Below are 16,424 nucleotides of genomic sequence, written 5' to 3'. Positions count from 1 at the left end.
GGTTCACCCGCTACTTCTGGGCTGCCAGTTGGTTGATCTTCTCGGCAGAGCCCTTGAACGCGGCGTCGATGCTTTCGTTGCCGAAGATCACGGACTTGGCGTAGGCGGTGCGGAAGGTCTGCCAGACCTCAACCGAGTTGGACACGTTGGGCACCTCGACGGTGTGGCTGGCCTGCTCCGCGAACTGCTTGTAGAGGGGGTTCTTGGCGAAGTAGTCCGAGTACGTGGCCGGGAGGTCCTTGCGCATCGGCATCTGGCCGGTGTCGGCGAGGAGCTTGCCGTCCTGTTCCTTGCTGGTGGCGAACTTCATGACTTCCCAGGCGGTGCCCTGGTTCTGGCAGGCGGAGTACATCGCGACGTTCTTCGCGTCCGAGAACGTGGAGCCTTCGGTCTGGGCCTGAGCGGCGGGCACGGGCACGGCGCCCCAGTTGACCTTGTCCTTGTAGGCGGCGATGGCCCACGGACCGGCCAGCGACATGGCGGCCTTGCCCTCGGCGAAGGAGTCACCCTGGTAGACCTCCTTGGAGGCCAGGTTTTCCTTGTACAGGGTTTCGAACATGTTCGCTACCTGCTTGCCCTGCTCGCTGTCGAAGGTGGCCTTGCCGTCCTTGATCAGCGGCGCGCCCCCGGAGTTGGCGGCGTAGAACGGGTAGAAGTCGAACCAGGACTGGAAGAAGTCACTGGCCGGGGACGGCCAGATTGCGTTGGCCGCGGCGCCGGACTTCACCAGTGTGCGGGCGGTGTCCAGGAATTCGGCCTGCGTGCCGAGCTTGGGGTGCTCGGCGTCCAGGCCCGCCTTGGTGAAGAGGTCCTTGTTGTAGAACAGGACCACGGGGTTGGACTTCCAGGGCAGCTGGTACATTTTGCCGTCGCCGGACTTGTACTGGTCCGCGAGGTCGCCGGTGCGGTCCTTGATGTACTGGGCGCCGTCCGGGAAGGAATCCAGCGCGACGAGTCCGCCCTGCTTCTGGAACTGGGGAACGGCGACGGGAGCGGTGTTGAAGACCAGGCAGGGGGCGTTGCCGGCGGTGATGGCGGCGCCGATGACTTCCTCGGAGCTCTTGCCGGCCGGGATCTGCTGGGCATCGATCTTCTGGTCCGGGTGGGCGGAGTTCCACGACTCCACCATGGCCTTGCCCCACTTGACCTCGAATTCGTTGTTCGAGTACCAGATCTTGATGGGGCCCTTGGCCGTGGTGGCCGAGTCGGCGGTGCCGCCGCTGGCGCCGCCGCCGCAGCCGGCCAGGCCCGCTCCCATGATGGTCAGTGCGGCCACGGACAAAACTCGCGTGGCAATTGAAAAGCGCTTCATTGCGTCTCCTTGGGAGGGGTTTACTGACGGATGCGTGCCAGGTTGGGTGGTCGTGCGGGAAGAGAAATGACGGTCTGGAGTGGGCTTTCGGTTCGGTCGACGGACCAGGTCAGGCCGGGGCCGGTCCCGTCGAAGCCCTGACCAGAAGACGGGGCGCCGGGAGGACGGTGTCCTCGCCGGGGTGGGCCCCTGCCAGCTGGCTGAGGAGGACCTGGGCCGCAACCCGCCCCCACAGCATGGGGTCGGTGGCCAGGGTGGTGAGCGGCGGGTTCAGGTACTGGGTGAATTCCGCGTTGTCATAGCCGGTGACGGATAGGTCGCCGGGGATGCTGAGCCCCAGGGACTGCGCGTACGACTGCCCGGCGGTGGCCATGAGATCGTTGGCGTAGACGATGGCGGTGGGCCGGTCCGCCCGGCGGAGCAGTTCGGCTGTGGCGGCCGCTCCCCCCGCGGCGGTGAAGTCGGCTGCGGCGAAGAGGTCGGAAGGAAGACCGGCAGCGGCCAGCGCCCCTTCCCAGGCTTCGCGGCGGCTTCGTCCGTGGATGTACTCCTGCCCTCCGCCCACGTGGGCGATCCGGCGGTGCCCGAGGGCCACCAGGTGCTTCACGGCCGCGACGATGCCGGCCGATTCGTCCACCGACACGGCCGGGAACGGGGAATTGGCGTCGGGCCGGTTCAGCGTGACTGCGGGCAACTTCAGCTCGAGCAGCAGCGGGATGCGGGAGTCGTTGCGGCGGACATCGGTGAGGATTACGCCGTCGACCCTGCCGTTGTCCACCAGCTTGCGGTAGCAGCGTTCCTCGGCGCCGGGCGCCGTGGCGACGCTCAGCACCAGGGTGTAGTCGTGCTCGGCGAGCGCGGTCTCGATCCCGGCGATGACGGCCGGGAAGAACGGGTCCGTACCCAGCAGGGAAGGGTCCCGGGCCACCACGAGGCCCAGTGCGTAAGCCTTGGCCGAGGACAGCCCCTTCGCCCGGAGGTTCGGCTTCCAGCCGAGGTCCTTGGCGACCTTGAGGATACGCTCCCGGGTGTCCGGGCTGACCCCGGGCTGACCGTTGAGGGCATAGGACACGGCACCCTTGCTGACGCCGGCCGCCTGGGCGACGTCGCTGATGGTGACTGCCATGGGCCGTTCCTTTCGGACGTGGTCCTGAGGCAGCTTCCTGCACTGAACCGGTTAAGTGATTTCTACTACTAAACCGGTTCAGTTGTTGTTTGTCAAGGATGGGCCCGCGGCCGCACCCGCCTCACGCCACCGGAGCCGTCGGCCGGCGCATGCGGTTCAGCAGCCGGGCGGCCTGTACTCGTAGGTGCCCGCATCGGCCGCGCCGCCGCCCTGGCAGTCGCCCTTCTGGTTGGCCGGCAGGCCGTCCAGATCCGCGGGGAAGGGGCTGTTCCCGGCACGGTCGATGGCCGGACTCGTGCTGGAAAGGTGGAGGTCGGCGGGGGCATTCACAAACTCGGCCGGATCAGTGGTGGAGGTAGCGCTGGGGACGATGTTGGTGGGGCCGTTGAGGACATTCTGCCCCTCGGTCCAGCCGGTGCCGTCCATCCACAGGGCATTGCGGACCGCGACGAGGATGTTTCCCCGGATGACGGTCGAGGACGGGCATGAGGCGTGGCAGACGACGGCCTGGGTGTCCGGCCCGTCCAGCCAGACGGTGTTGTATTCGAAGGTGGTGCCGTTGGTCGGACCGAAAGACGATGTCCTGCCGCGCGCGATCAGGCCCATGGCCTGGGAGCAGTTGGGGCCGCAGGTGGACCGGACCAGGTTGTAGCTGTAGGTGTTGCCGTCCGCGGTTCCGCCGGGTCCGCGCCCCAGCTCGGAGAAGACGTTGTTGTCCACCGCCACGTTGTGGTGGATCCTGTTCCGGTTGCCGTTGAAAATCTCGAACGCGCTGCCGTCGTGGCCGAAGTCGTAGGACAAGGCGGTGGAGCCGGTGATGGTGTTGCCGGAGAACTCGTTGTCACTGCCGTTGATCAGGAAGCCGAAGGCGCCCGAATCATCGTTGCACTGCACGGCGGTCGCGGTGCCGCACCCCGCCCCCGGGGTGTTGACGTTCATGATGTTGTTATCCGCCAGGGTGTTGTTGGCATAGGTGCCGAAGTCGGAACCCTCGCTCACCTTGATCCCCGCGGCATTGTTCTTCGCTGCGGAGTTCCGCACGGATCCGTGGTCGCCGTAGATACTGAACCCCGCATAGCCGCACGAATCGGCCCGCAGGCCATCCACGGTGATGTAGTCGCCGTCGAGCCTGACGCAGGTGCCCGCAAGCCCTCCGGTTACGGCGGGCGGATCGCCGCTTCCGTAGGCATTCAGGGTGATCCTGAGCCGGCCGGCGCCGCTGTTTCCGACCACCAGCCCCCCGGAGAAGACGTCGCCGCGGCGGAAGCTGACCGAGTCCCCGGGCCGCAGTATGGTCGCATTGACCTTGTCGATGGTTTCCCAGGCGGTCTGCGGCGATGTCCCGTCGTTGGCGTCATTGCCGTCCGCGCTCACGTAATAGGTGGCCCCCTCGGCCGACGCCGGCGCGGAGGCGCCGCCGAGCAGTCCCCCCAGGAACAGCAGGATGAGCAGCGTGGCGGCGGCTGTGGCCTTGATCTTCATGGGTGCACCTGGGTTTTCGCCATGTTTCCGCGGATCCGGGCACCACCGCCGGCCGGCGGACCACGTCGGCACCCTGAGGGGCTTAACGCTAAGAGCGGGTCAACACTAAGTCAACGGATAAGCCGCAATGTTCTTTTTTGCTACTTGACGTTCTTTATTGTGCGATTATGATTGCTAATCATGTGAGCTGCTTCACGCCACCCGCGTTATTTCAAAGGAGAAATTATGACCATGCATGAAGACGCACTGCTTCGGGCCTCCAGCCAAGGCGGGTGGGACCGGAGGACGCTGCTGAAGACATTCGGCGCCGGAGCAGTCGCGATGGCCGGCATTCCGCTGCTCACAGCCTGCACGGGCGGCAGCGCCCCTGCCAGCAGCGGATCCAACACGGCTACCTTCGGCTCAGGATCCTCGGACGAGGTCCCCAAGGCCGCCTACAAGGCGGTGACCGATGCTTTCCAGAAGAAGTCCGGCGTCGCCATCACCACCAACGTGGTGGCGCACAACGACTTCCAGAACAAGATCAACACCTACCTCCAGGGCAGCCCGGACGATTCGTTCACGTGGTTCGCCGGCTACCGCATGCAGTACTACGCCGGCAAGGGACTGCTGGCCCCGATCGACGATGTCTGGGAAAAGGTCGGCGGAAACTACTCGGACGCCCTGAAGAAGGCGTCCACGGGCGCCGACGGGAAGATGTACCTGATCCCGAACTACAACTACCCCTGGGGCTTCTTCTACCGGAAGAGCCTCTGGGCGGAGAAGGGCTACACCGTCCCCACGACGTTCGATGAGCTGAAGGCCCTCGCCACCAAGATGAAGGCCGACGGCCTGATCCCGATTGAGTTCGCGGACAAGGACGGCTGGCCCGCCATGGGCACCTTCGACTACCTGAACATGCGCCTGAACGGCTACCAGTTCCACATGGACCTGACCGCGCACCGGGAAAGCTGGGACCAGAAGAAGGTCAGCGATGTCTTTGACACCTGGAAAGCCCTGCTGCCCTACCAGAACCCGAACGCCCTCGGCATGACCTGGCAGGACTCGGCGAAGTCCCTGGCGGACAAGAAGTCCGGCATGTACCTGCTCGGATCCTTCCTCACCCAGCAGTACACGGACAAGGCAATCGCCGACGACATCGATTTCTTCCCGTTCCCCGAGGTCGCGGTGGAAGGCCAGGACGCCATCGAGGCACCGATCGACGGCCTCCTGCTCTCCAAGAAGGGCGGCCAGAACCAGGCCGCCCGGGACTTCCTGGCCTACGTCGGCACTCCGGAGGGGCAGGACGTGTACGCCTCCGTGGACTCGTCCAACATCGCCACCGCCAAGGGCGCGGACACCTCCAAGTTCACTCCCCTGAACAAGAAACTGGCCGAGGCCATCAGCGGCGCCAAGAACATCAGCCAGTTCTTCGACCGCGATGCCCTGCCCGCCATGGCCAACAACGTGATGATCCCGGCCCTGCAGTCCTTCATCAAGGACGGCAACGTGGATGTGAAGAACCTGGAAGCCCAGGCCAAGTCCCTGTACGCCGCGCAGTAGCGGCGTATCTGCCCGCATTTCAACCGCATTTCACCCTGCATGTCCCAAGGCAAGGAATCTCCATGAGTGTCTCTACCAGTCCGTCCGCGCGGGGGCGCAAAGCAGTCGCCGCCCCCGCGCGGCGGGTTCGGCGGCTGTCCCGCCGCGACAAAGTGGTGCTCGGCATGATGGTGGGCGTCCCCACGCTGATCCAGCTCGTGTTGGTCTGGATCCCCACGCTCATGTCGGTCGGGCTGTCCTTCACCCGCTGGAACGGGCTGGAGCTGACCGACATCAAACCCGCCGGCGTCGAGAACTACCAGTTCGTCGCCCAGGACTACCCCCCGTTTTGGCCGGCCGTGCAGCACAACGTGCTGTGGCTGGCATTCCTGGCACTTGTGGCCACTCCGCTGGGGCTGCTGTTGGCCGTGCTCCTGGACCAGAACATCCGCGGCACCAGGATCTACCAGAGCATCTTCTTCGCCCCGGTGATGCTGTCCCTGGCCCTGATCGGGATCATCTGGCAGCTGTTCTACAACCGTGACAGCGGCCTGTTGAACTTCGTCCTCGGCACGGCGGGTACACCGCAGGCCGTCGACTGGTTCGGGGACTCCAGCGTCAATATCTGGGCCGCCCTCTTCGCCGCCACCTGGCGGCACGCCGGCTACGTCATGATCCTGTACTTGGCCGGGCTCAAGGGAGTGGACCCGACCCTGCGCGAGGCGGCCCAGATTGACGGTGCCAATGCGGTGCAGACCTTCTTCCGGGTGATCTTCCCGGCCATGCGCCCGGTCAACGTCATCATCATCGTCATCACCGTCATCGAATCCCTCCGGGCCTTCGACATCGTCTACGTGATCAACCGCGGCACCAACGGCCTGGAACTCATCAGCGCCCTGGTCATCCAGAATCTTGTGGGCGAGGGCCAGGTGATCGGCATCGGCTCCGCGCTGGCCGTCATCCTGCTGGTCATCTCGCTGATCCCCATCACGTTCTACCTCTCCCGCGCGTTCGGAAAGGACAAAGAGGCATGAGCATCGCCCATCCCACCGACGCCGCAGCCGGCACCCCGGCGGACGCCCGGCAGCGCAGCTCGGGCGCGGGCAGGACCGGCCCCGGCCGTCCGGCCAAGAACAAGCAGGGCAAGCGGCACTACGGCACCCACATCTTCCTCACCGTCATGGCGGCGATCTGGCTGGTCCCCCTGGGCTGGGCCATTTTCACCGCCCTGCGGCCCAAGGCGGACACGGACAAGTACGGCTACTTCAGCACCGGCGGGGCCTTCAACTTCGACAACTTCACCCAGGCCTGGACGCRGGGCGGGTTTGCCAAGCTGTTCTGGAACTCCGTGCTGATCACCGTCCCGTCCGTGTTCCTGATCCTGTTCTTCGCCTCCATGATGGCGTTCGCCGTGAGTAGGGTGAGCTGGAAGTTCAACATCACCCTGCTGATCATGTTCACGGCCGGAAACCTGCTTCCCCCGCAGGTGCTCGCGGCGCCGCTCTTTGAAATGTTCAAGCACTTCGAGCTGCCGTACGCCTTCAGCGACTCCGGGAACCTGCTCAACACCTACATCAGCGTGATCGCCGTGGACACGGCCTTCCAGATCGGCTTCGTGACCTTCGTGCTCTCGAACTACATGAAGGCCCTGTCCCCCGAACTGACCGAGGCGGCCCTGGTGGACGGTGCCGGCGTCTGGCGCCAGTACTGGGACATCATCCTGCCGCTGTGCCGCCCGGCGCTGGCCGCCATGGGCACGCTCGAAGTGATCTTCATTTACAACGACTTCTTCTGGCCCCTGCTGTTCATCCAGAGCGGTGACCGTCTTCCGGTGACCACCGCCATCAACAACCTCCAGGGCCAGTTCCTCTCCAACTACAACCTGATCGCCGCCGGCGCCATGATCACGGCCGTTCCGGCCCTGATCATCTACCTGCTCCTGCAGCGCCATTTCGTGGCGGGCCTGACCCTCGGCTCCAGCAAAGGATAAACGTGGACAACAGCTCCAACCCCAACAACGCCATGGACTACATCACCGCCCGACTCGGCGCCGACGGCGCCCCAATGCTGGCCTTCGGCGGGGACTACAACCCGGAACAATGGCCCGAGGAGACCTGGGAGGAGGACGTCGCGCTGATGCGCGAGGCCGGCGTCAACCTGGTCAGCGTGGGCATCTTCAGCTGGTCGCTGCTGGAGCCCTCCGAGGGCGTGTACGAGTTCGGCTGGCTGGACCGGGTCCTGGACCTGCTGCACGCGAACGGCATCCGGGTGGACCTGGCGAACGCCACGGCATCGCCGCCGCCGTGGTTCAGCCACAAGTACCCGCAGTCCCTGCCTGTCACGGCCGACGGCGTGCGGCACAGCTACGGTTCGCGACAGGCCTTCGCGGCCTCGAGCGCCGAATACCGCCGGGCCGCCGCGGCGCTGACCGAGCAGATCGCCGTCCGGTACAAAGACCATCCCGCCGTCGTGATGTGGCACGTCCACAACGAGTACGGCTGCCACAACCAGCCGGACTTCTCCGACGGCGCCGCCGCCGGCTTCCGGCGCTGGCTCGAACGCCGGTACGGCAGCCTCGAGGCGCTCAACGCCGCCTGGGGCACGGCCTTCTGGTCCCAGCGCTACTCGGCCTGGGAGCAGATCCTGCCGCCGCGCACCTCCGGGACCTGGGTCAACCCGACCCAGCAGCTGGACTTTGCCCGCTACTCCTCCGACGAGCTGCTCGAATGCTACAAGGCCGAGGCCGCGATCATCCGCTCGCACTCGGGTCACCCCGTGACCACCAACTTCATGGGGTTCAACATGGGCCTGCACCAGCCCGTGGACTACTGGCGCTGGTCCGAGGAGATGGACGTGGTCTCCAACGACCACTACCTCATCGCCGAGGACCCCCGGAACTTCCAGGAACTGGCGGCGACCGCGGACCTCACCCGCGGCTGGGCCAAGGGCAAGCCGTGGCTGCTCATGGAGCACTCCACCTCCGCCGTGAACTGGCAGCCCCGCAACATCGCCAAGGCGCCCGGCGAGATGCTGCGTAATTCCCTGCAGCATGTTGCCCGCGGTGCCGACGGCGCGCTCTTCTTCCAGTGGAGGGCCTCCCGCGCAGGCGCCGAGAAATTCCATTCCGGGCTGCTCCCGCATGCCGGCACGGACACCAAGGTGTGGCGCGAAGTGGTCCAGCTGGGGCAGGCGCTGCGCAGCCTGGCGGAAGTCAGCGGCTCGGTGGTCACAGGCGCGTCCGGCCGGGTGGACGTCGCCATCCTCCACGACACTGATGCCCGCTGGGCCTCGGAGCTGGACTCGCACCCGAGCGTGGATGCCTCCAACATCGCCGAAACCCGGCGCTGGCATGATGCCTTCTACCGCGCCGGGATCCCCACCGACTTCCGCCAGAGCACCGAGGACCTCTCCGGCTACCGGCTYGTCGTCGCCCCGATGCAGTACCTCATCAGCGAYGCCGGYGCCGCGAATCTGGACGCGTAYGTGCGCTCCGGCGGCCACCTCGTGGTGACCTACTTCTCCGGTATCGTGGACGAAAATGACCACATCAGGCTTGGCAGCTACCCCGGCGCGTTCAGCGGACTGCTCGGCGTCCGGATGGAAGAGTTCTTTCCGTTGCGCGGCGGCGAAAGCGTCCGGCTCAGCGGCTTCGGGGCGGGCACGTGCTGGAACGAGCTGGGRCGGGCTACCACCGCYGAGGTCCTTGCGGCCGTGGACGAGGGGCCGGCCGCCGGTTCTCCGGCCGTGACCCGCAACCGCGCCGGMAGCGGCCGCGCCTACTACGTCGCCACGACGCTCGCRCCGGAGGGCMTGGGCGARCTGCTGACCCTTATTTGCGCCGACGCCGCGGTGCAGCCGCTCGTGCCGGAATTGCCGGACAATGTCGAAGTCGCCCGGCGCAGCAAGGACGGGACCGACTGGACGTTCTGCATCAACCACGGGRCGCACGAGGTCCGGCTGCCGCTGGRCGGSGTCGACCTGCTCACAGGCGCCGAGCTCGACGGCGGGCTCGGCCTCCCGGCCGGAGGTGTCGCCGTCGTCCGTTCACGGGCCGCCCAACTGGTCGCCACGTCCGCCGGCAAATCAAACCAGTCAAGCCTTCCAAACCACTCAAGCCAGTAAGGACTCCACATGCTAGCCGCAGCCCGTCATTCAGCCATCCTCGCRGAGGTCCAGCGTGAGCGGATCGTCCGCGTCGCGGACCTCGCCAAGATGCTCGGTGTCTCGCTGATGACCGTGCGGCGGGACATCGAGTCCCTCGACGCGGCGGGCTCCGTGGAGAAGATCCATGGCGGGGCAAAGCTGCCAGGCGGGGCCGGAACCCACGAGCCAGGCTTCGAGCTGAAGGTGACCCAGCTCAAGGACGAGAAAATGGCGATTGCGCAGGAGGCGGCCGCCCAGGTGCGCGAGGGCATGGCGGTGGGACTCAGCGCCGGCACCACCACGTGGGCGCTGGCGCAGCTGCTGTCCGCCGGGCCGCGGATCACGGTGGTCACCAACTCGGTCCGGATCGCGGATGTCTTCCATCAGAGCTCGTCCGCGTCCACGGTGATCCTCACRGGCGGCGAGCGTACCCCCTCCGATGCCCTCGTGGGGCCGCTGGCCACCTCCTCGCTCAAGCAGCTGCACCTGGACGTGCTGTTCCTCGGCGTCCACGGTGTTGACGCCGAYGCCGGGTTCACCACMCCMAACGTGCTCGAAGCCGAAACGGACCGGGCTTTCGTCACCGCGGCCCGCCGCGTTGTGGTGCTGGCCGACCACACGAAGTGGGGRACCCTGGGCATCAGCACCATCGCCAGCCTGGAGGACGCTGACGAACTCATCAGCGATGACCTCCTCGGCAGCGAGGCCCGGCGCATCCTCGGCGAGCGCGTCGGACGGCTCCGCCTGGCCCGCACCGGCGAYGACCCGCACGGCGCGGTTGAYCGMGSCGCWGCCACCCCCGCAGCAGCCGCAGGCTGACCCCGCACGGCCCCCGCCCGCCCCCAACCACTACGCCTGGAGCTGCCGTGAACAACCCGGACCTCACTCTTGCCGCCGAGACCCTCGCCCTGGGTGTCCCGGCCCTGACGTCGTCGGATCTGGAGCCGTTGCACCTGCGCCGCTCCGGAACATCCCTGCTCATTGACTTCAGCACCGGMGAGGCCGCCATGCTGCACTTCGGCKCCGACCTCGGCCCGGCCCTGCCGGACCTTTCACTGCTGGGCGACGCCGTGCCGCGCTCCGCSCACGACGTCCCTGTCACRCTSGGACTGATCCCGCAGGCATCCTCCGGCTGGCGCGGGCGGCCCGGCCTCCGCGGGCACCGGAACGGCCAGGCATTCTCGGCCCGCCTGCGCGTTGTTGCTGTGGAACGCACCGAAGGGGAACAGTGCTCTGCSGTCATCACCCAGGCCGACCCCGACGCCGGTGTCACCGTCCGCACGGAGATCAGGATCAACGACGGCGGMCTGCTCCAGCTCAGGCACCGGCTCGAGAACGACGGCGCTGAMCGGTACAGCCTGGAYGARCTCGCGGCCGTGCTGCCGCTGGGCCGCGCCGCCACGGAGATCCTGGACCTGACCGGCCGCTGGTGCCGGGAGTCCCACCCGCAGCGCCTGCCGCTGCGCCAAGGCACGTGGGTCCGTTCGGGCCGGCACGGSCGCACCGGCCATGACGCCTCGCTCCTGCTGGCGGCCGGCACCCCCGGATTCGGCAACCGCCACGGGCAGGTCTGGGCCGTGCACCTGGGCTGGAGTGGCAACCACGAGAGCTTCGTTGACGCYRCTGCGGACGGCCGGACCGTGCTGGGCGCCTCGGAACTGCTCGGTTCCGGCGAGATCAGCCTGGCCCCGAACGCCAGCTACGAGACGCCGTGGTTGTTCGCGGCGTACTCCGCCGCGGGGCTGGACGGCATCAGCGACGCGTTCTACTCCTGGTTCCGCGGGCGCCCGCACCACCCCGGCGTGCGGACCGGCAAGGCACGTCCGGTGGTGCTCAACGTCTGGGAGGCGGTGTATTTCGACCACCGGATGCCGGTGCTGCTCGAACTYGCAGYATCGGCAGCCCGGCTSGGCGTGGAACGCTATGTCCTGGACGACGGCTGGTTCCGCGGCCGGCGCAACGACCGGGCGGGCCTCGGCGACTGGTACGTCGACGAGGAACTGTGGCCCGGGGGCCTGACCCCGCTGATCGATGCGGTCACCGGCCACGGCATGGAATTCGGCCTCTGGGTCGAACCCGAAATGGTCAACGAAGACTCGGACCTGGCCCGCGCCCACCCGGACTGGATCGCCGGACCGGCACCCCGGACGGCCGGGGACAGCCTGTCCGGCGGGGACAGCCCGTCCGGCGGGGACAGCCCGTCCGGCGGGGACAGACCGTCCGCCGGGGGCAGGCTGCCCATGCAGTGGCGGCACCAGCAGGTCCTTGACCTGGTCAACCCGGAGGCCTGGCAGTACATCTTCGACAGGCTGGATGCCTTGTTGAGCGAAAACCGGATCAGCTACCTCAAATGGGACCAGAACCGGGACTTGACCGAGATGGGCCACGACGGACGCTCTTCCGTGCATGCCCAGACGCAGGCCGTCTACCGGCTCCTCGACGAGCTCCGCCTGGCCCACCCGGATGTCGAGATTGAAAGCTGCTCCTCCGGGGGCGCCCGGGTGGATCTCGGTATCCTCGAACGCACYGACCGGGTCTGGGGCTCGGACTGCAACGACGCCCTGGAACGGCAGACCATCCAGCGCTGGACCGGCGTGGTGGTGCCGCCRGAGCTCGTCGGATCGCACATCGGCCCCACCACGAGCCACACCACCGCGCGAACGCACGATCTCTCCTTCCGGGCRATYACRGCGATGTTCGGCCACTTCGGGYTGGAATGGGATGTCCGGCACCTCACGGACTCCGAGCGCACCGAACTTGCCGGGGCGATCGCACTGTACAAGCAGCATCGTCCGCTGTTGCACAGCGGRCGGATGGTCCGCGCCGACGAGCCCGACCCGGCSCTWCGGCTTCACGGCGTTGTGTCCCACGAYGGCGGCGAGGCCCTCTACGCGCTGGTGTCCGTGGCGACGTCGTTCGCCGAAGTTCCGGGACGGATCTGCATGCCTGGRCTGCTYCCGGAARCCACGTACCGGGTGGACGCGGTGTACCCCGCGGCCGGGGACAAGCGGGCGTTCCTGCAGGCGGTGCCCCCGGCATGGCTTRCCGGCGGCATCGAGGCGACCGGACGTTTCCTGGCGGAGTCCGGCCTCCCCATGCCKGTCCTCAACCCGGAACACGGGYTGCTCCTGTCCGTCCGCCGTGCCAATGCCGCCGATCCAACCGCATCCGGCGGCGACCCCGTGAGGAGCTCCTGACAATGGGCCAGATTACGAAACGCTCCTACAAGCTCTCCGACGGCCGGGACATCATCTACTTCGATGATGCCGATACCGTCCTGCCCCCGGAACGCGGGGACGATCTCCGCGAGCCRGCGGTCCGTCCGCCCACGGCGACCATGCGCCAGGACGTCCTGACCGGGGAGTGGATTTCGATCGCGGCCGCCCGGCAGAACCGGGTGGTCCTGCCCCCCTCGCACCTGGACCCGCTGGCCCCSGCCTCGCCGGAGAATCCCTCGGAAATTCCGAGCCCCTATGACGTCGCCGTCTTCGAAAACAAGTCCCCGTCCTTCGGMCCGGMTCTGGCGGGCGACGCCGCCGCGCCGGCCGGCCTGGACGACCTCGCCCTGGTGGGGCTGGGGCGCAGCCGGCAGTCTGTAGGCCGGTGCGAGGTGGTGTGCTTCTCGCCGGAACACACCGGATCCCTGGCGGCGCTGCCGCTGTCCCGGATGCGCACGGTGGTGGAGGCGTGGGCGGACCGGACCGCCGCGCTGTCCGCGCTGCCCGGCGTCGAACAGGTTTTTCCGTTTGAGAACCGCGGGGAAGCGATCGGYGTGACTCTGCACCACCCGCACGGTCAGATCTACGCCTATCCSTACATCACRCCYCGCACGGCCCAGCTGGTCCGCACGATCGAAAGCTACGGCGGCCCGCTGTTCGAGGACATCCTCAGCTTCGAGCAGAAATCCGAGCGGGTGCTGCTTCAGGGCGAGCACTGGACGGCGTTTGTCCCGTTTGCCGCCCGCTGGCCKCTGGAAGTGCACATCCTCCCGCACCGGCACGTYCCGGACCTTGCCGCCACGACGGAGCAGGAACGCGACGAGTTCTCCCTGCTGTACAGCCGGCTCCTGCGCGGCGTCGATGCCCTCTACGACACTCCCACCCCGTATATTTCGGCGTGGCACCAGGCCCCCGTCCATGCYCACCGGGAAGACATCCGGCTCATGCTGCAGCTGACCTCGCCCCGCCGGGAGGAGGACAAACTCAAGTATCTGGCCGGTTCCGAGGCGGCGATGGGTGCGTTCATYGCGGACATCCCGCCGGAAGCGGCCGCCGCCCGGCTSCGCGAGGCGATGGAAACGGCAGGTCTCGAGCCGTTCCGMCCGGACCTCCCCGAACTCGAACTCCCAGCAACAGAACTCCCAGCAACAGAACTCCCAGCAACAGAACAGGAAGCCGCCCAGCCATGAACAAGGTCCTTCRGCTGGGAAGCGAGTACTTTGCCAGCCAGTTCGGCGGCGCGCCGGACGGGTTGTGGTCGGCGCCCGGGCGGGTCAACCTGATCGGCGAGCACACGGATTACAACGACGGCTTCGCGTTTCCGATCGCCATCGACAAGCGCACCACGGTGGCGGCCCGCGYCCGGGAAGACCGCCTGCTGCGGGTCACGAGCAGCTCSTTCCCCGGCRTGGTSGAGGTGARCCTCGATGACGTGGRCCCGGATGCCCTCACCGGCTGGGCGGCCTACCCGCTGGGCGTGGCCTGGGCGATGTCCCTGGCGGCGGCGGGCGGCGCCTCCGGGCTCKCCGGCATGGACCTGGCGCTGACCTCGGATGTCCCGGCCGGCGCCGGGCTGTCMTCCTCTGCCGCCGTCGAATGCGCGGTGGCCCTGGCCTTGAGCGATCTCTGGGGGCTGGGGCTGGACCGGCCGGAGCTGGCCCGGATCGGCCAGCTGGCCGAGAACAGGGTGGTCGGCGCGCCCACCGGGATCATGGACCAGTCAGCCTCGCTCCTGGGCGAGCCGGATCATGGCATCCTGCTCGACTGCCAGAGCCTGAAGRCCGAGAGCGTAGCCCTCGGGTTCGCCGRCGCCGGGGTGGGGCTCCTCGTGATCGACACCAGGACCAGCCACTYCCATGCCGACGGCGGCTACGCCAGCCGCCGTCGTTCCTGCGAGGACGGCGCCCGCCGCCTGGGCGTCGGSAGCCTCCGGGCTCTGGGCCCGGASGACCTCCCGCGGGCAGCGGCACAGCTCGACGGACAGACKTACCGCCGGGTCCGCCACATCATCACGGAAAACCAGCGGGTACTRGACACCGTCGCRGCGCTGCGGACTTCCGGCGCCGCCGCGATCGGCCCGTTCCTCAACGAATCGCACGTGTCGATGCGCGACGACTTCGAGATTTCCACCGCCGAGCTSGACCTCGCAGTGTCCAGCGCCCAGRAGCTGGGTGCGATCGGCGCGCGCATGACCGGCGGCGGTTTCGGCGGCGCGGCCCTGGCACTGGTCCGGAACGGCGACGCCGGGACAGTGGCCGAGGGCATTGCCCGCGACTTCGCCCGGGCGGGGTACACCGCCCCGCACRTCTTCCCCGTCACCGCGTCGGAGGGAGCCCGCCGGGAACTGTAGCCAGRGACGGCGCCGCGCGGGCGCCGGTCCTGGACTGACGCTCCGCGGCGCCGTCAGGCGTTCGGCTCTTAGGCCGCTACGCCCGGACGAGCCGGGCGGCGTCTGCCAGWAGCTCCACGGAACGGAGCCKGGTCTCGGTGCCGGTGCTCTGATGGGCCACGATCAGCTCGTCGGCGTCGGCGTGCTCCGTGAACTCCTCGAGGTACGCCAGCACGGCATCGGGAGTGCCCACGGCGGAGTACTTCATCATCTGCGCCATGTGCTGGCCCTGGGGCGAGTCCAGGATCATGTCCGCCTCGTCGTCGCTGAACACGCGTCCATTGCCGAAGAACAGTGAGACCCTGGCCCGTTTGGTGGCCTGGAACATGGCCTGGGCTTCAGCGGCGGAGTCCGCGGCGATGACGTTGACGCCGGCGATCACGTGCGGGACGTCGAGCTGCGCCGAGGGCCGGAATTCGCGGCGGTACGTGGCAACCGCGTCCTGCAGCGCATTGGGCGCGAAATGGGAGGCGAAGGCGTAGGGCAGGCCCAGCTGGGCTGCCAGCCTGGCGCCGAACAGGGACGAACCCAGGATGTACAGCGGGACGTTGGTGCCCTTGCCCGGGGTCGCCTCGACGCCCTGGATGCGGGTGGGTCCGGTCAGGTAGCCCTGGAGCTCCAGGACGTCCTGCGGGAAGCTCTCGGCCGACATCGGGTCACGGCGCAGGGCCCGCATGGTGTTCTGGTCGCTGCCCGGGGCCCGGCCCAGCCCGAGGTCGATCCTGCCCGGGTGCAGGGTTTCGAGGGTACCGAACTGTTCCGCGATGGTCAGCGGCGAGTGGTTGGGCAGCATCACGCCGCCGGCGCCGAGCCGAATGCTGGAGGTGTGCGCCGCGACGTGCGCGATCAGCACACTCGTGGCGGAGGAGGCGATCGCGGACATGTTGTGGTGCTCGGCGTACCAGATCCGMCGGTAGCCCCGGTCCTCGGCGAGCTGCGCCATGGCCACGCTGCCGGCGAAGCTCTCCGCCGCYGTCTGGCCCGGGCCGATGGTTGCGAGRTCAAGGATGGAAAGCGGAACAGTCACGGAAAAGCCGGCCTTTCGTAGCGGAGCAGTGTGCGGGCCGGAGTTGGGAACTGCGGTCCTGGCGGCACCGGGTTTCCGGCGCGGGCACACTGGCATCAACGACGGCGGCCCCCGGGATATTTCTGCACATTTTCCTGCGCATGTTTCTTGCCCGGTACGGCCAGCCTGCGGCCGGCCGCACGCCTCCTGCTACGTGCCTGCCTGCC

The 16,424-nt window shown here is 67.8% G+C and carries 12 protein-coding genes; 8 read left to right on the top strand and 4 right to left on the bottom strand.

Features of this window, described 5'->3' with window-relative positions:
- Window positions 1-10: 10 nt before the first annotated feature.
- The 3 genes from AC1DEY_RS10690 to AC1DEY_RS10680 form a co-directional block, all read right to left on the bottom strand.
- Window positions 11-1,312, bottom strand: a complete 1,302-nt coding sequence (locus tag AC1DEY_RS10690; protein WP_476867917.1) for an extracellular solute-binding protein — start codon at window positions 1,310-1,312, stop codon at window positions 11-13.
- A 109-nt stretch (window positions 1,313-1,421) separates the two neighbouring features.
- Complete coding sequence (locus tag AC1DEY_RS10685) at window positions 1,422-2,438, bottom strand: LacI family DNA-binding transcriptional regulator (protein WP_476867916.1); 1,017 nt, start codon at window positions 2,436-2,438, stop codon at window positions 1,422-1,424.
- A 156-nt stretch (window positions 2,439-2,594) separates the two neighbouring features.
- On the bottom strand, window positions 2,595-3,920 hold the full coding sequence (locus AC1DEY_RS10680; protein ID WP_476867915.1) for a right-handed parallel beta-helix repeat-containing protein: 1,326 nt from the start codon (window positions 3,918-3,920) through the stop codon (window positions 2,595-2,597).
- Window positions 3,921-4,145: 225 nt separating this feature from the next.
- On the opposite strand from AC1DEY_RS10680, the gene AC1DEY_RS10675 reads away from it, so the two are divergent.
- The 8 genes from AC1DEY_RS10675 to galK all read left to right on the top strand — a co-directional run bounded on the left by AC1DEY_RS10675 (window position 4,146) and on the right by galK (window position 15,152).
- On the top strand, window positions 4,146-5,462 hold the full coding sequence (locus AC1DEY_RS10675) for an ABC transporter substrate-binding protein (RefSeq protein WP_476867914.1): 1,317 nt from the start codon (window positions 4,146-4,148) through the stop codon (window positions 5,460-5,462).
- Window positions 5,463-5,524: 62 nt separating this feature from the next.
- The gene (locus tag AC1DEY_RS10670) at window positions 5,525-6,475 is read left to right on the top strand and encodes a carbohydrate ABC transporter permease (RefSeq protein WP_476867913.1); all 951 of its coding nucleotides are present in this window, start codon (window positions 5,525-5,527) and stop codon (window positions 6,473-6,475) included.
- Window positions 6,472-7,431, top strand: a complete 960-nt coding sequence (locus tag AC1DEY_RS10665; protein ID WP_476867912.1) for a carbohydrate ABC transporter permease — start codon at window positions 6,472-6,474, stop codon at window positions 7,429-7,431. Before AC1DEY_RS10670 ends, AC1DEY_RS10665 begins: the two co-directional genes overlap by 4 nt.
- 2 nt (window positions 7,432-7,433) lie before the next feature.
- Window positions 7,434-9,563, top strand: coding sequence for a beta-galactosidase (locus AC1DEY_RS10660; RefSeq protein ID WP_476867911.1), 2,130 nt, complete (start codon window positions 7,434-7,436; stop codon window positions 9,561-9,563).
- Window positions 9,564-9,572: 9 nt separating this feature from the next.
- Window positions 9,573-10,403, top strand: a complete 831-nt coding sequence (locus AC1DEY_RS10655; RefSeq protein ID WP_476867910.1) for a DeoR/GlpR family DNA-binding transcription regulator — start codon at window positions 9,573-9,575, stop codon at window positions 10,401-10,403.
- Between the two features lie 119 nt (window positions 10,404-10,522).
- Window positions 10,523-12,781, top strand: coding sequence for an alpha-galactosidase (locus AC1DEY_RS10650; RefSeq protein ID WP_476867981.1), 2,259 nt, complete (start codon window positions 10,523-10,525; stop codon window positions 12,779-12,781).
- A gap of 2 nt (window positions 12,782-12,783) precedes the next feature.
- A complete protein-coding gene (gene galT, locus AC1DEY_RS10645) occupies window positions 12,784-13,992 on the top strand; it encodes a galactose-1-phosphate uridylyltransferase (protein WP_476867909.1) in 1,209 nt (402 codons plus the stop codon).
- On the top strand, window positions 13,989-15,152 hold the full coding sequence (galK, locus tag AC1DEY_RS10640; protein WP_476867908.1) for a galactokinase: 1,164 nt from the start codon (window positions 13,989-13,991) through the stop codon (window positions 15,150-15,152). The genes galT and galK overlap by 4 nt, the downstream gene beginning before the upstream one ends.
- 76 nt (window positions 15,153-15,228) lie before the next feature.
- Here galK and AC1DEY_RS10635 read toward each other — a convergent pair whose 3' ends face one another.
- Window positions 15,229-16,218 (bottom strand): LLM class flavin-dependent oxidoreductase, encoded by a 990-nt coding sequence (locus AC1DEY_RS10635; protein ID WP_476867907.1) that lies wholly within the window; start codon window positions 16,216-16,218, stop codon window positions 15,229-15,231.
- Window positions 16,219-16,424 lie beyond the last annotated feature (206 nt).

The organism is Arthrobacter sp. 05T47 (genome assembly GCF_056395825.1).
The sequence above is the reverse complement of the archived record's forward strand: the minus strand, read 5'-3'. Positions and strand labels throughout refer to the sequence as shown.

Bases quoted from the DNA above. Each gene is read 5' to 3' on its own strand.
- AC1DEY_RS10685 (WP_476867916.1), bottom strand. From the start codon at position 2,438: ATGGCAGTCACCATCAGCGACGTCGCCCAGGCGGCCGGCGTCAGCAAG.
- AC1DEY_RS10675 (WP_476867914.1), top strand. From the start codon at position 4,146: ATGACCATGCATGAAGACGCACTGCTTCGGGCCTCCAGCCAAGGCGGG.
- AC1DEY_RS10680 (WP_476867915.1), bottom strand. From the start codon at position 3,920: ATGAAGATCAAGGCCACAGCCGCCGCCACGCTGCTCATCCTGCTGTTC.
- AC1DEY_RS10670 (WP_476867913.1), top strand. From the start codon at position 5,525: ATGAGTGTCTCTACCAGTCCGTCCGCGCGGGGGCGCAAAGCAGTCGCC.
- AC1DEY_RS10690 (WP_476867917.1), bottom strand. From the start codon at position 1,312: ATGAAGCGCTTTTCAATTGCCACGCGAGTTTTGTCCGTGGCCGCACTG.